We start from the raw sequence: 15,195 nt of genomic DNA on the forward strand, positions 1-15,195 counted from the left end.
TTAGCACGAACTTCCTGCTTGAAGAGCTATGCGTATCGCTAGGTTGTCTCTTTTGGTGAGAACCATGGGCAGAAGGCGAGCTCGGAAGACCGGGTACACGCCCTGCCCCAAGGTCATTAAAGCCCGAGCACCGCTTTCGCGATGATATTGCGCTGAATTTCGTTCGAACCGCCATAGATGGAGGTCTTACGCATATTGAAATATGTCGGCGCAGCCTGATGAGCGAACTCCGGCCCGATCGGGAAGGTATTGCCACCCTCTTCCGGGAAACCGCGGAAGTAAGGCGAAGCGTAATTGCCTGCCGCTTCCAGAACGAGTTCTGTCAGACGTTGCTGAATTTCCGTGCCCTTGATCTTCAGCAGTGAGCTTTCGAGGCCCGGACCTTTGCCCGCGCTTTCGCCAGCGAGTGAGCGAAGTTCGGTAAATTCGAGCGCTGTCAGATCGATTTCCAGCTGAGAAATCTTGTCCGCGAAATCCTTGTTCTCGAGCAGTGGCTTGCCATTGTCGAGCTGGTTCGCAGCGATCTCACGCAGGCGCTCAATTCCGCGCTTGGAACGTGCAACACCCGCAATACCGGACCGTTCGTGCTGGAGAAGGAATTTCGCGTAGGTCCAGCCCTTGTTTTCCTCACCGATGAGGTTCTCGACCGGAACGCGTACGTCTGTCAGCCAGACTTCGTTCACTTCATGGCCGCCATCAACCGTGATGATTGGCTTCACTTCGAGGCCAGGTGAATTCATGTCCACGAGGATGAAGGAAATGCCTTCCTGCTTTTTCTTTGCCGTCGGATCGGTGCGGCAGAGGAAGAAGCCCCAGTCGCCATGCTGAGCGAGCGTCGTCCAGGTTTTCTGGCCGTTGATCACATAGTGATCTCCATCGCGAACGGCAGTCGTCTTCAGGCCTGCAAGGTCAGAACCGGCGCCTGGCTCTGAATACCCTTGTGACCACCAGACCGTACCATTGCGGATACCTGGCAGGTGCTTGGCCTTCTGTTCCTCATTGCCAAACGTGTAGATGACCGGTCCGACCATCGCGACACCGAATGGCAGCGGCATGATGGTGTCTGCGCGGGCGTTTTCTTCCGACCAGATGTATTTCTGTGTCGGCGTCCAGCCTGTGCCACCATACTCAACCGGCCAGGAAGGAACCGACCAGCCCTTTTCACCAAGGATCTGGTGCCATGCCAGAAATTCTTCCTTGGAAAGGTCTTCGCGACTGCCTTTGCCTTTCAGCTCTTTTGGGTAATTTTCTTCGATAAATGTACGCACTTCGTCACGAAATGCGATTTCCTCCGGCGAGAACTCAAGATTCATTATATTTCTCCCATGACGCTATGGCGCGGATAATAGGATATAGTCCGCTATCTTCAAGCCAAATGACGCCAGTGTCACAAAAGAAATATCGAATTCTGGTGCGACACGCCGTCGTCACGAGAACTACATATAGCTCAATTTCCGCTTTCGTTTAGCATGCGCCGGGAAATACATGCCGCGCGCACCAGGCTGACCGACATGACCGAGCCGAATCCTTCGCCCTGCTGGAGCTCCAGATCCAGGATCGGATCGAGGCTCACACGCTCCAGAATCGCCTTGTGTGCCGGCCGGTCTGATACCTGACCGGCCATGACGTGATCGAGCCCGTTCGGGTCGAGCGCATGGACAACACCAGCCGCAACGGTCGTTGCAAATCCATCCAGAAGAACCGGGACGCCCTGATGGCGCGCTGCGATGATCGCGCCCACGCAAGCTGCCAGTTCGCGCCCGCCCATGCGCCGCAGCACCTGCAACGGATCACCCAGATGACCGCGATGGCACTCAATCGCGCGATTGACCACACCGGTTCGTGCCAAATTGATTTCTTCAGGCGTGCCATAGCCTGCGCGCACCCAATAGCGCGCGTCGCCGCCATAAAGACCAGCCGCGACAGCAGCCGCAGCCGTACCGCCACCAATGCCCAGAACGCCGAGCGCCAGGCAATCAGGATTGTCCGCAACCGCTTCCATGCCGAATGCGATGGTTGCCGCACATTCCTTTTCTGACATGGCGGGCTCAACCGAAATGTCCTTGGTTGGAACTTCCAGTCCCAGTTCAAACACTTTCACCGTCGCGCGGACATCCGCCGCCACACCATTGGTTGGCAGCTTGCCGTCACGGAGTTTGGCGATCCGGCTCTCAGTCGCGCCAGGCGCAGAAACAGAGACGCCGTATTTGGCAAGACCGTGAGACCCGGCAAAAAGCGCAAGCGTGGTTTTCTCGATCTGCGGCACGTCCTGGCGCTGACTTGCAGCGACCCAGTCGCCCATACGCTCCAGACGTCCCATCCGGGAGTGGCGCAGACTGCCATCCGGGTTGATCTCCCGAGGCAGATCAAAAGCAGGCATGCGCGCAACCAGATCGCGCACATCATCGAGTGGTGAGTCAGACAAGTCCGTCATTCAAATTTCCCTATGGCCGCGACCTACTTCACGTGCATGCACAAAAAATCAAGCTCTTATCGTCAAGAAGGCGCTTAAACCCCGAATGTAACAAAACTATGTTTCTTCGGGCGACTTGCGCGATCAATCATCTATCACGCACAATGGAGGCATGATGAAACAACCTATCACCTCCCCCTGTATCAAGGTGTGCGCTGTCGACGGAAAAACAGGCTGGTGCCTTGGCTGCGGCCGATCTCTGAAAGAGATAAGTCAATGGACCAAATACACCGATCAGCAACGAGATGATGTTATCGATGCCTGTAAATCGCGCCTCGATACGCTGCGCGACATGGGAAAACTCTGATCGGCCTGACACATGAACAAGTTTCTTCTGCCTATTTTTCTGATCGTCGTCGCGGGACTTGGGATCGCCATCAAGGCGAATGAATCCTACTTCGAATCAGAAGCCGAAGTCGCAGAGGAAAAGAAACCGAAATCCTATGACAAGTTTCGTCCTGAGGCGCCCGGCCCGAAAGCCGCCGTGCTGAAGAAAGGACCAGACAATCACTTCTGGGCCGATGCCATGGTCAACAAGGCGCGCGTCCGCTTCATGGTCGACACAGGTGCGACCAGCGTTGCCCTGACCCGTGAAGATGCCCTGCGCCTTGGCTATGGAAACGAGGACCTCGATTTCCAGTACAAGGTGAACACGGCAGGCGGAGAGACGCGCGGTGCCTTCATTCTGCTAGATGAAATCAAGATCGGGAATGTATCGGTCGAGAAGGTTGAGGCGCTTGTGATCGAGTCAGAGCTGAAACAATCCCTGCTCGGCATGAGCTTTCTCGGCGAGCTTCATTCCTATGAAGTACGCAAATCCTCAATGATCATTCGCGAATAGAAACGCCAAGCCGTTTTTGTTGGCTGACCTCTTACAAAAATTCGAGCTGGCCCTGTCCGACCGTATCCAGCTGCGCCGTCTGCCAAGGTGTGAGTGTCGACATATCGGCGCGATCAACGGGAAGGATAGCAACCGAGGTCGTACCATCGAAATTGATCATCTCGGACGGATGCGCACAGAGGAAATAGCACTGGCCCTCATATTGCGCGCACACACCATCAACGCGGATGAGTTGTGAACCGATTTCGAAGTCGAGTGACTGTGAGACGGACTGCGTCTGAATTTTGATGGTCTGCCCCTGGCTCAGCAAGCCAGTGCGTACATCATCAATGCGCAGCAGCGCTTTTCGTGAAAAGTCTGACATGTGTCATGTCCTCCCTCCCGGATATGCTCGCACAGATCAGATTACGAAAAGAACGCCACACGTAGCATGTTTGCGGAAATCAGTAGCATCACGATGCCGAACACGCGGCGCAGCATCACCGCATTCATGCGGTGTGCCAGCATTGCTCCGACCGGCGCAATGCTTGTCGTCATCAACGCAATGATCACAATGGCAGGCACATTGAGGTAGCCGAGCGAAAATGGCGGACGGTCTGCAACGGCCCAGCCGGTAATGGCAAACCCGATGGCTGCCGGAAAACCAATAGCTGCACCAAATGCCGCCGCGGTTCCGACGGCCTTGTGCACGGATCGCCCGCAAAGCGTCATCAGCGTTACACCGAAGACGCCGCCGCCAATCCCCATAATGCCAGAGAGCGCGCCAAGGCCGGACGCCAGACCAATCCGCGTGACACCGCCCGGCAGATCGTCTGCCAGTTTCCAGGTCGGACGACCAAGAATGAACTGAAGCGCCACCAGAATAAGGATGGTGCCGAAGACAGCGCGCATGCCTTCGGATGGCATGGCACCTGCGATCAATGCCCCCAGAATAGCACCGACCATGATGAAGGGGACCCAACCTTTGACAACATCCAGATCGACGGCCCCGCGTTTATGATGCGACATGGCGGAGCGGATGGATGTCGCCACAATGGTCGCGAGCGAGCAGCCGACAGCCATGTGCATGGCAACGTCTTCATACCCGAGCTGTGCAAAGACAAAGGCGAGCGTCGGAACAATCACCACGCCGCCGCCAATGCCAAACAGACCCGCGACAAGACCGGCGAACAGGCCCGCTGCGATCAGCGCAGCCAGCATCGGAAGATAAGGTGTGAGCGTTTCGATCATCTTCGCTGTGTTGCAGGCCGGGCCGAGAACAGCAAGCAAATAGTGTCAGGGCTTCACGCTGCGGAGACGGACAGACGCGTCACCTTGGAAAGTGCCTCATCAAAGACAGAAATATCAGCGCCCTGGCGCGGTGCATTTTCAGACAGGTGCCGGCGCCACTGGCGTGCTCCCGGCAAGCCATTGAACGCGCCGAGGATATGACGCGTCATCGCATGCAATGGTGTCCCCTGCTCCAGCTGACGCACCAGATAAGGACGATAGGCCGACAGCGCCGATACCATGTCAGGATGTCGGCGGACACCACCGAACAGTGTTTCATCTACGTCCAGCAGAATGGATGGATTCTGATATGGCGCACGCCCCAGCATCACACCATCCAGCACCGGCATATGCGGCAGGCAATCTTCCATCGTCGCCAGTCCGCCATTCAGAAGAATGGTCAGCTGCGGATAAGCGGCTTTCAGCTCGTGAACGAGCGGGTAATCAAGCGGCGGAATATCCCGGTTTTCTTTCGGGCTTAACCCTTTCAGCCAGGCTTTACGAGCATGAACGGTAAAGACCGTGCAAGGTGAGTTGCGAGAGACCGTCTCGACAAAACCGAACAGCCGATCGCGTGGCTCATCATCATCCACGCCAATTCGATGCTTCACCGTGACAGGAATACTGACCGCCGCCTGCATGGCTGACAGGCACTCAGCCACCAGTTCGGGATCGCGCATCAGGCAGGCACCAAAGGCACCCGACTGCACACGGTCGGACGGACAGCCACAATTCAGATTGACCTCATCATAACCAAAGTCTTCGGCAATCCGGCTGGCCTCAGCGAGCTTTGATGGCTCATTCCCGCCGAGCTGGATGGCGAGCGGGTGCTCGACATCGGAAAAACCAATCAGCCGCTCGCGCTCGCCATGGATTACGGCATCGGCCGTCACCATTTCGGTGAAGAGCAGCGCATGCGCAGACAGTTCGCGGTGGAAGGCACGGCAATGCCGGTCCGTCCAGTCCATCATGGGCGCAACAGAGAAGCGATAATCGATCGGGGTCATGGCGTCTTGGTTATAGCAAAGCGCCGCTCATACCGGAAAATCGCCTCTCACTCAAATGCGCAGCTGCTCAGGCGTGAACCGGCGGCACTTTGCCAGCCCACGGACGGGCCGCTTCCAGCTCGTAGGCGAGTTCGAACAGCATGCCATCATCGCCGCGCTTACCGGAAAACATCATGCCAATCGGCAGGCCGGACTGGCTCCATGCAAGCGGAACCGACATGGAGGCTGCGCCCGAGACATTCATCAAGGGTGTCAGGGCTGCATAATCACTGACCTTCGCGAAATGCTCATCTGGCGGCACATCCGGGCCGATCTCACCAATGGCAAATGGCAGCCGCGGCAAAGTCGGTGACAACAGGACATCCATGTTTTCGAACCAGCTGTCATACAGCGCTTCAAAGCCTTTGAGATATGCAATGGCTTCAGGCACCTCGGCCTCTCGCTGCTGTGCCCGTCCAGCGAGGTACAGTGTCAGCCCTTCAACAAGGTCCGGACCTGGCGTCTTACCCGCAAACGCACTGGCCTGCTGCACGAACTCGGCAGCCCCTGCAGCCCAGTAGAGCGTGAATTTGTCGATAAATTCCGCTCCGCTGAAGTCGAATTTGTATTCGAACACCTCATGGCCAAGTTCACGGCACAGCTCTGCTGTTGCCTCGGTCGCTGCCAGAACTTCCGGATCGATCGGAACGCCAGTCGGTGTGGACAGCGCCACGCCAACCTTCAGGCGCTTCGTCGAAGGTCCAGATATCGCACCGATATCGGCATAGTCGGTTGTCTGATTGATGCGGAAAACCGCGACGCTGTCACGCACGCTGATCGTCTCGGCATGCGAAACAGAAATCTCTACCGGCGGCGCACTTGGCTGGTGATAGAGACGGCCGCGAGAGGGTTTCAGACCGAACACGCCATTGCAGCTCGCAGGAATGCGAATGGAACCGCCCCCATCAGAGGCATGAGCAAACGGGACCACTCGCGCGGCCACCATGGCGCCAGCCCCACCTGACGACCCACCTGTTGAATAATCGATATTCCAGGGATTGCGCGAAGCGCCCGTCACCAGCGGTTCTGTGGTTGCGGTCAGACCAATCTCCGGCGAGGTCGTCTTGCCCAGCGGAATCAGGCCGGCCTTGCGCCACGCCGCAGAGATCGGATCATCTTTTTCCGGCATGTATCCGACAAAGGCGCGGCTACCGTATTTGGTCTCCATGCCGTTCCAGTTGTTGAGATCCTTGATGAAGGTCGGCACGCCAGCCAGACGCCCATCCACACCTGCTGCGGCGCGTTCGCGTGCCTGATCGAAAGCTTTGAAAGCCAGTGCATTCAGTTGAGGATTGACCTGCTCGGTCCGATCGATTGCAGCGTTCACGACTTCTGTGGCACTGACATCGCCATTGGCGATCATTTCTGCCGTACGCACACCGTCAACAAAATCACCTGAAGTCGGGTCTGCGGTTCTGGACTGGCCCGTGGCACAGGCTGATGCGAGTGGCAAAAAGGCCGCCAGCGCCCCCGCGCTTCGCAGCGTGTTGCGTCTGCTGATCTTCATTGAATCCTCCTCCTGAAATATGCCGGACTTTTGCCGATCTATGTGTCAGAGGAGTGTCGGCGGTTTTGGTGCAGCTGACAAGCGACCTGACGCCTGCGTCATCATTTTCAGCAAAATTCGGACACGCTACCAATCAGATTCTTCTGAAATATTTCTCCATGTCCCTTGTCGGCCGCTAAATGCGTTGAAAGAGTATGACACTCAAATCAGGCGGTTCGGGGGATCCTGCAATGGACACGACAATTTCAAGACGAGGCTTGCTCGCCAGCTCGCTGAAACTGGGCATTAGCGGCGTTGTGCTGGGAAGCTTTTCGCCTCTTCTGGGCGCATGTCAGAAGTCGCCGGAGCTACCGGCTGGCGGAGACAAATTCGATATCTGGCGTGAAATGCAGAGCCTTTTGCGCACAAGCCCGGATCATACGCTGTCCCGCGCAAGAGCGCTCGTGTCCGCAGGCGACCTGGATGCCATCCACAAATTCGTTCGCGACGAGATCCGGCTTGTGTCTGCTGAAGGCTTTCGCTTCACGTTTGGTGCAAATCGGAAGTTTGGCAAGCGCGCGGCGCTGAGAGCTGGTGCCGGGACTGCGCGCGAGAAAGCTGAAATTCTCACTGACCTGCTCAATCAGGCCGGGGCTAATGCAGAAATGGTCGACATCTTCCGCCCGACCGGCGAGCAGGCAGAAAGCTATGTGTATCGCGCCTTTTCTCAGCCCTTCGAACCGGACATTCCCGACGGGCAGGTGGAAAACTGGATGACCCGTCTCGAGATGCCGGAATTGCCCCCCAATGCAGACCTGGATCTGGAGGCGAAATCCAAAGCGACCGCGCAGGCGCTGAAATCCCTTCTGAGCGAAGATCAGAAGAACGGTATTGGACGGTCTGAATATCGCAATCAGACATATGGCGACCTGACGGTTGTGCGCATTACGCAGGAAGATGGCAGCTATCTGCTGGCTGACCCGATCAGACCGGATATGGATTTGATGCCATGGCCCGAAGACCTGCGTGCAAAAAAGGCGAGACAATCGTCAGACACACTGCCTGTCACACTGACGCTGACAGCGATTACGAACGAGTCTCTGGACGAGCCCTTCGAGATCGCCAAAGCCGAATGGGACGCGGACAAAGTTGCCGGACGTCAGGTTCAGATCGGCTTTGATCCGCTGGGTGACACGGAAACCACGCTGGTTTCGCGCATTGGTGATATCCGCTCCTTTACCCCTGTCCTGAAGGTTCAGGCTCTGGACGGCGAAGAGCTGACACCGGAGAAATCCATTGTACTTGGTACGACAGTCACGCTGGAAGGTGACCGGATCGAGCTGGATGAAGAGGGCGGCGTGCTCATCAATGGTGACAAAGTCGCCAGCCGTGAGGCCTCCGGGTTTGCGGGCAAGGTTGCGAGCGTCGAAATTGAGCCGGATGCCAGCCGGTTTCCGACCATGGGCCTGAAGGTTTATCCACGCAACGCAGATGGCGCATTGGTTGAAGGCCTCACATCCGGTGATTTTGCCATTGCTGACCAGACAGAAGCCGCTTCGCACCTCCTAACGTCTTCGGAAACGGCGCCGCGCATTCTCTTTCTGGCAGACAACTCCCTTTCCATGCCGAAGGAATATCGCGGGGGCGGGCAACACCGTGCAGACGGACCGAAAATGGTTGAGCTTTACGACAAGGTGAAGGCCTATGCTGAGAGCGTTCATCCGAACGCCACGGTCAAAATCCGGTCCACCAATTCCAGCCTCTGGTCGCATCTGATCCGTGCATCGGCTGAGAATTACAGCCTGATCGTCTATGCCACGGATGGGGATCTGAACGGCCGGAAACCCACCGACAGCGACCTCAAACTGCTCGCAAATGGCCCCAAAGGCATCATACTGAACGTCAATAATCGGACCATGGAGGAAACGCGTGCCCGATCCGGAGCGGAAAACCTTTTCGACCAGATGGCACGCGCCACAAATGGGACGGCCATCAGCGTTGCGGAAAATGGCACAGCCGATATCGAGAGCGCCATTCAGAGCATGCTTGAATCGGGCGAACTGAATTCTCCCTACAAGCTGAGCTATAACGCCCCCACCGCCGACAAAGGCGAGCGCACGGTCGTTCTGACCCTTGGCGGTCGCCAGTTCGAAGCCACCTACACAGTCGAAGGCGCACTGGCACGCGGGCGAAAACTTGCCGGGCTTCAGCTGACCGTGCGGGTCGGCGACCACTCGATCACACGGACGCTTGTCGGCGCAGAAAGCCCTGATGAGGTCACAGACGAGCATCTGAATGCGCTGCAGGGCGCAATGTTCGGTCAGCACATGCTCGCTTTCGAAGGCCCGACGCCTTCGGTTTCGACCGTGCTCGACGATTTGCTGACATCCCGCCTCAGCAAGGAAAGTCTCGACGATCTGGCGCGCCAGGACGATGCAGACCTGCAAACCATGATTGATGAGCTGGACAAGGGCTTCGCGGTTCTGCCCGAAGATCTTTATCCGTTTCTTGTCCGAAGCGGCGATTTGTCGGGCGAAGATTTCGCCACAGCAGAGCAAGGCCTGCGCACCATTCTCTATTCAACCCATGCCGTGATGAACACCGACCGCGTGGTGCGGCGGATCGATATTCTGCCTCTGTCTTATGCGAGCGTGCTGACGCCGGACCGTGACAAGCTGATTGATGTCTCATTCACCAATTCGCTGAACCTTGCCATGCTGGAAACAGGCCTGTTCGACCAGAGCACACACAGCATGCTGGACGGTAAGTCGCTTTCCCGGATTGATCTCGGTCAGTTTTCAGATGCAGGTCTGGAGGACGAAAAGATCGATGACTGGCGAAAGCTCAATCGCAAGATCAAGGACATGTTCGCCTATCCGGGCCATTACAGCTTCACCGCAGAAGACGGACAGACGCCGGCCGTGTGGTCGATCAGCCGAACCACCGGTGAAGTTTATGGCCTGCTGCCCGATGGCTCCGGAGGCGGAAACGCCGCAGAGCGCATCGAACGCCAGCTGAAAGAGCTCGATCAGGTGATCGCCTATCTCAACCTGCTCGTGATGGCCGCGGGCGTCGCCGGCGGTCTGGCCGGTTTTGCCGGAGCTGTTGGCGCGTTCTCGCTCGGCATTGTCGCCGCCTATGGCCAGAGACTGGCAAGGCTCTACGCAGCCGTCAGCATGTCGATCATTCTTCTGGATTCAAGCGGCATCAAACCCGCCGTCCGTAAAGCAATTGCGGGTATGGCGTGCGAGGTGAAGAAGGCCACCGTCATGGCGATTTTTGGCGGTGCAGGCAAAATCATGAGCACGGCTGTCAATCTGTTCTCGCTCGCTGAAAACATTCAGGGCGCGCGCGGCAAGGAGTTCAAATACGGCTATAGCTGTCCATTGTGATCGTGAGGCGTCTTGCTCTCATGCCAGAGGAATGGCACATCGCGGCCCGATACAGGGCCAAACGCTGAGAAAGACAAGATCATGACCGAACCGACACGCGAAGAGCTGTATGCGCAGCTGAAAGACGAAATCCTGTCCGTCGTGTCTGGTGAAACCTATCTGCCAGCGCGCCTTGCAACGGCGTCCTGCCTGCTGGCAGAGGCCTTCCAGCCACGCTTTTTCTGGACGGGCTTTTATGTCGTTGATCCGCTCAAGCCGAATGAGCTGGTTGTCGGGCCCTATGTCGGCACGCTGGGCTGTCTTCGCATTCCGTTTGGCAAAGGTGTCTGCGGTGCCTGCGCCGCAAGCGGCGAAACCCAGCTGGTGCCAGATGTGCATGCCTTCCCCGGCCATATCGCATGCGATAGTCGGTCCAATTCTGAAATAGTTGTCCCTGTCCGTGACAAAAACGGGGAACTCATCGCGGTTCTGGACGTTGACTCGGCATCGCATGATGCGTTCGATGAGATCGACCAGATCGGGCTAGAGCGTATCTGCAATGAGCTTCTGGTGGTCTAGAACCGATCAGGCTGCCAGTTTCAAACGAGATTGCTGATAAACGAGTTACGGTTTGCGAAAACGGTTTCTAACGGGGATTCTGACAGGCGTTCTGATTGTGCTGGTGATAGGCTGCGGTGTTGGCCTTGTTCTCGCCTTCACACGAAATGAAGGTGTCTCTGCCTTCATCGATATGCTGACCTCACCCTTTTTCTGGGTTCTGGCGATCGGCTTCATTCTGTTACGCGGAATTGCAGGCTGGTTCACGTTCAGCGAAGGTGGCAGTGCAGATGAGCGCAACTGGCTGAATATCGATTTTGGATCATCAGATGATGATGATCGCGCTGCTGGCTAGCGCCGCCTCATGACAAAATGATAGAGCCCGGCTAGTCTGCGCATATGACAGACGCGGAACAACTTGCTGACCTCATCGCCCGGGCCGAAAACATTCTGGTTTTCACAGGCGCAGGCATTTCCACAGAAAGCGGTATTCCAGACTTCAGAAGCCCCGGCGGCGTCTGGAGCAAGATGAGCCCCATCTATTTTCAGGACTTTGTCGCGTCGCGTGACCAACGCCGCGAAGCCTGGAACCGGGTTTTCAACCGAAGCGCCGGCTGGACCGGTGCGAAGCCGAATGCCGGTCATTATGCCATCACACGTCTTGCCGAAGCCGGAAAAGTCAGCGTGGTCGTCACGCAGAATGTCGACAATCTGCATCAGGATTCCGGCATGCCAGACGATCTCGTGATCGAGATACACGGCAATGCAAGCTACGCAAAATGCCTCGATTGCAGCGCGCCCTATGATTACGAAACACTGCGTCCCAGATTTGAAGCGGATGAAGACCTGACCTGCGAAACCTGTGGCGGTCTACTGAAATCGGCGACCATTTCCTTTGGACAAGCGATGCCTGAAGCCGAGATGAAGCTTGCCGAAATGTATGCGCAATCTGCAGATCTCTGTCTGGTGCTGGGCTCCTCACTTGTTGTGTTTCCAGCGGCAAACATTCCCATCATTGCCAAGCAGACAGGCGCAAAGCTTGCCATTGTCAACCGCGAACCGACCGAACAGGACATATATGCCGATCTCGTCCTCAACACCGAGATCGGTCCTTTAATGTCTGAAACCCTTCGATTGCTTCAGATGAACTGAGCGCCTCTGATCTACCGCCAGATCCAAAAATTATGCTAGGAGAGCCTCGCAATTGCGAGGCTCTTTCATGAAACACACTGTGTTGGCACTAATATCCCTGTTTGGGCTGGCTTTTTCTGCAGACGCGCAAACGCCAAGAGCGTGGGCGATTGCCATTGGCGATGCGCCGATCGGAACCTGGCAGACGCCGGTCTATAGTTCCCCGAATGTGGAAAGTGATGCTGCAGGTCAGTTGCGCAGTGGACAGTTGTTCGATGTATTCGGCACGCAAGGCGGCTGGGTTTTTGCGGGACTGGATGACGGCACGAAAGGCTTCATCCCCAAACATTTGCTGCTGACGTTTTCTGCCGATATGCGCGAACTCAGCCAGTTTGATCCCATGGCGGTCCAGACCCTCATGGCCTCGGTCTTCAACTATCGTGGCTATTGCTTCCCTGATGACGCGATGGCCGACCGGTTCGACAATTCCGACTGCGATACGCGCCGCCCCAAGCTGAGCCCGAACGAAATCGCGCTCATCAATGGGCTCTCGCGGGCAGCCCCGCAATTTGCTGCTGATTATGCCGGTTTCGACCCGCTCGCCGCCCAGATTGGCGGCGAACCACAATTGCAGCCACGCGAGTTGACCGACTGGGGGACCCGTCCCTGTGATGAAGACGAAACCCCAGCCGAAGATCATTGCTTCCGCTAAGCGTTAAGCGACCAGCTCTGCTGGCACGCTGACCGGATAGTCCAGCAATTGCTGCGCCTTGCCCTTCGCGAGCGCATCGAGACGCAAGGTTGAGAACTGACCGCCGCCCAGCGATTCCTTCAGATGAAAGTTGATCGCGTTGAGGCCCGGTAGCTCATAGATATCGAGCGCCGGGTTTTCGGCGCCTTCGAACTCATGCGCGAAATACGTCATGACAGCATCATGCGATAATGCGGCCCGAATGAAGGGCAGATATTCCGGCTTGCGGGCAATCACACCGACATTAAAGGCATCTCCCTTGTCGCCGGAGCGCGCCCAGGCAAGATCGATGAGTGGCACAGAAACCGCGCTGCCATTTGGCGTTTTTACATCGCCGGGTTCCGGACGTTCAATCATCGCCTCCGTGAATGCTTTCGGCGGTTTCGGTCCTTCCACCACCAGCGTCTTGCCGTTCATTTCCATGCGGGCTGGCACATCTGCCGTGTCCACGGTGAATGAAAAGACACGCATGACCGGTGTCACCTGAGGACGACCGGCAAACCAGCCTGTCGTGCCAACAGACATGGACGTCGTCGGGCTATCAAATTCACGAATGAAGTAATTCAGCGCTTTCGGATCGTCATGTTCCACAGCGAGCTTGCAGACGACCTCACGCACATCGCGAGCCCGTGAGTTCGCGCCATAACTGGCTTCAGCCCCCAGAAGTTCAGTCCGCTGCGCCCGGAAAGGTCCGATCTGCTTGTTGCGCAGCATTTCCTCAACTCGGATCACAACGGCTTCAGCCTGTCGCTCTGCTTTCTGAGCGGCCTGACGTCCAACCACAGGCATGACAGCGATGCATCGATAGCCGTCTTCATGCGTGAGGGAGACCTTATAGCGACCGGTGGGCGCATAGCCGACCGCATGGGTGACACGCACCCGGTCCTTGCCGGTCTGCTCCAGTTTCAGCTTCGTGAAATCGCAAACGACATCGGGCAGCATATAAGCTTGCGGATCACCGACTTCATAGAGGATCTGTTCTGCGACAACCGCTTCTGAGACAAGGCCACCCGAGCCTTCAGGCTTTGTCACCGTGAAGGCACCATCTGCTTCGCATTCCACAATCGGATAGCCGATATGAGCCCAGTCGCTGACCTCTTCCCAGTCTGTGAACAGGCCGCCTGAGCCCTGCGCGCCGCACTCAATGACATGGCCTGCCAGTGAACCGGCAGACAGCTTGTCATATTCATCCGCGCCCCAGCCAAATTCATGGATGAGCGGACCGAGCGTCAGCGCCGAGTCAACGACGCGTCCTGTGATGACTACATCCGCGCCAGCGGCCAGCGCCGCCGCGATCGGTTGCGCGCCGAGATAGGCATTCGCGGTCAGGACCTTGTCTTTTTGCGGGAAGGCCTCGCCTTTATAGAGCTCGGTCACGCCTTCATCGATGAAGGTATCGAGCCGCTCGATCAGATCATCACCTTCAACAATCGCGATCTTGAAATCGTGCCCGGCTTCCCTGGCCACGTCCTGCATTTTCTGAGCGCAGACGCGTGGGTTCAGCCCGCCAGCATTGGTGACAAACTTCGCGCCGGTTTCCTTGAAAAGCTTGATGTTTTCTTTCCAGATCCAGTCGACCACATCCGTGGCATAGCCGGCTTCCGGTGCTGCACGGCGCATCTGGCCGAGTGCAGACATGGTCGCTTCCGCCAGATAATCCATGATGAGATAATCCACACCGGCTTCCAGAAGCTGGCGAGGCGCGACGGATGAGTCGCCATAAAATCCCCCTGCCCCACCGATACGCACCAGCTTGCTCATACATTCCTCCCATGTGTTCTTTTCTTGCAGGCGACTTTAGTCAAAGACGACCAGTAGCGGAAGGCGCATTCACAAATTTGCTGGCTGATTATCTAGTCCGGAAACTGCAGCACCACGCGGCGCGTATGCGGGTGCGTTCGGTGCTCAAAAAGATAAATCCCCTGCCAGGTGCCCAGCATCAGGCGGCCTGCCTGAACAGGGATGGAAAGGTGAACCTGTGTCAGAGCGGACTTGATATGGGCTGGCATATCATCCGGCCCTTCAGTCCGGTGACGCAGAAACCCCATACTCGGGTCATTCGCATCGGGGACCAGACGCTCGAAGAAAGCCTGCAGATCGGAAATGACATCCGGATCGGCGTTCTCCTGAATGGTGAGCGAGGCTGAAGTATGCTGGCAAAACAGCGTGAGCAGCCCATCGCCTCGTCCTCTGACAAAGCGGGCAGCGGCATTGCTGAACTCATAGAGTCCAGGGCCATGCGTTTCTATGGTGACGGTTTCGATCATCT

15 protein-coding genes are annotated in these 15,195 nt (G+C 56.8%); 7 read left to right on the top strand and 8 right to left on the bottom strand.

The features are described from left to right. Window positions 1-116: 116 nt before the first annotated feature. Both ACFQDM_RS01995 and ACFQDM_RS02000 read right to left on the bottom strand, forming a co-directional pair. Window positions 117-1,313, bottom strand: a complete 1,197-nt coding sequence (locus ACFQDM_RS01995) for an acyl-CoA dehydrogenase family protein (protein WP_377374753.1) — start codon at window positions 1,311-1,313, stop codon at window positions 117-119. A 134-nt stretch (window positions 1,314-1,447) separates the two neighbouring features. After that, complete coding sequence (locus ACFQDM_RS02000; protein ID WP_377374756.1) at window positions 1,448-2,434, bottom strand: nicotinate-nucleotide--dimethylbenzimidazole phosphoribosyltransferase; 987 nt, start codon at window positions 2,432-2,434, stop codon at window positions 1,448-1,450. Window positions 2,435-2,585: 151 nt separating this feature from the next. Here ACFQDM_RS02000 and ACFQDM_RS02005 point away from each other — a divergent pair, with 151 nt between their 5' ends. Together ACFQDM_RS02005 and ACFQDM_RS02010 are read left to right on the top strand one after the other, a co-directional pair. Next, window positions 2,586-2,780, top strand: coding sequence for a DUF1289 domain-containing protein (locus ACFQDM_RS02005; protein WP_377374759.1), 195 nt, complete (start codon window positions 2,586-2,588; stop codon window positions 2,778-2,780). A 12-nt stretch (window positions 2,781-2,792) separates the two neighbouring features. After that, the gene (locus ACFQDM_RS02010) at window positions 2,793-3,314 is read left to right on the top strand and encodes a TIGR02281 family clan AA aspartic protease (protein ID WP_377374761.1); all 522 of its coding nucleotides are present in this window, start codon (window positions 2,793-2,795) and stop codon (window positions 3,312-3,314) included. 31 nt (window positions 3,315-3,345) lie between these two features. Here the strand turns inward: ACFQDM_RS02010 and ACFQDM_RS02015 are convergent, their stop codons facing one another. From ACFQDM_RS02015 to ACFQDM_RS02030, 4 genes are all read right to left on the bottom strand, one after another. Beyond that, window positions 3,346-3,678: a hypothetical protein gene (locus ACFQDM_RS02015; protein ID WP_377374764.1), complete on the bottom strand. Its 333-nt coding sequence runs from the start codon at window positions 3,676-3,678 to the stop codon at window positions 3,346-3,348. A 41-nt stretch (window positions 3,679-3,719) separates the two neighbouring features. Continuing rightward, on the bottom strand, window positions 3,720-4,544 hold the full coding sequence (locus tag ACFQDM_RS02020) for a sulfite exporter TauE/SafE family protein (protein ID WP_377374767.1): 825 nt from the start codon (window positions 4,542-4,544) through the stop codon (window positions 3,720-3,722). 53 nt (window positions 4,545-4,597) lie between these two features. Then, entirely contained in the window at window positions 4,598-5,590 is a 993-nt protein-coding gene (gene dusA, locus ACFQDM_RS02025; protein WP_377374770.1) for a tRNA dihydrouridine(20/20a) synthase DusA, read from the bottom strand. Between the two features lie 67 nt (window positions 5,591-5,657). Beyond that, window positions 5,658-7,136: an amidase gene (locus ACFQDM_RS02030; protein ID WP_377374772.1), complete on the bottom strand. Its 1,479-nt coding sequence runs from the start codon at window positions 7,134-7,136 to the stop codon at window positions 5,658-5,660. A gap of 230 nt (window positions 7,137-7,366) precedes the next feature. On the opposite strand from ACFQDM_RS02030, the gene ACFQDM_RS02035 reads away from it, so the two are divergent. From ACFQDM_RS02035 to ACFQDM_RS02055, 5 genes are all read left to right on the top strand, one after another. Further along, the gene (locus ACFQDM_RS02035) at window positions 7,367-10,507 is read left to right on the top strand and encodes a hypothetical protein (RefSeq protein ID WP_377374775.1); all 3,141 of its coding nucleotides are present in this window, start codon (window positions 7,367-7,369) and stop codon (window positions 10,505-10,507) included. Window positions 10,508-10,588: 81 nt separating this feature from the next. Next, a complete protein-coding gene (locus tag ACFQDM_RS02040) occupies window positions 10,589-11,065 on the top strand; it encodes a GAF domain-containing protein (RefSeq protein WP_377374778.1) in 477 nt (158 codons plus the stop codon). 52 nt (window positions 11,066-11,117) lie between these two features. Continuing rightward, on the top strand, window positions 11,118-11,399 hold the full coding sequence (locus ACFQDM_RS02045; RefSeq protein WP_377374780.1) for a hypothetical protein: 282 nt from the start codon (window positions 11,118-11,120) through the stop codon (window positions 11,397-11,399). 44 nt (window positions 11,400-11,443) lie between these two features. After that, window positions 11,444-12,196 (top strand): SIR2 family NAD-dependent protein deacylase, encoded by a 753-nt coding sequence (locus ACFQDM_RS02050; RefSeq protein WP_377374782.1) that lies wholly within the window; start codon window positions 11,444-11,446, stop codon window positions 12,194-12,196. Between the two features lie 67 nt (window positions 12,197-12,263). Then, the gene (locus ACFQDM_RS02055; RefSeq protein ID WP_377374784.1) at window positions 12,264-12,887 is read left to right on the top strand and encodes a hypothetical protein; all 624 of its coding nucleotides are present in this window, start codon (window positions 12,264-12,266) and stop codon (window positions 12,885-12,887) included. Between the two features lie 3 nt (window positions 12,888-12,890). On the opposite strand, the gene ACFQDM_RS02060 is transcribed toward ACFQDM_RS02055, so the two are convergent. Then, window positions 12,891-14,687 (bottom strand): acyclic terpene utilization AtuA family protein, encoded by a 1,797-nt coding sequence (locus ACFQDM_RS02060; RefSeq protein WP_377374786.1) that lies wholly within the window; start codon window positions 14,685-14,687, stop codon window positions 12,891-12,893. A gap of 92 nt (window positions 14,688-14,779) precedes the next feature. Then, complete coding sequence (locus ACFQDM_RS02065) at window positions 14,780-15,193, bottom strand: secondary thiamine-phosphate synthase enzyme YjbQ (protein WP_377374789.1); 414 nt, start codon at window positions 15,191-15,193, stop codon at window positions 14,780-14,782. Window positions 15,194-15,195 lie beyond the last annotated feature (2 nt).

Source organism: Ponticaulis profundi (assembly GCF_042659465.1).
GTDB lineage: Bacteria > Pseudomonadota > Alphaproteobacteria > Caulobacterales > Hyphomonadaceae > Ponticaulis > Ponticaulis profundi.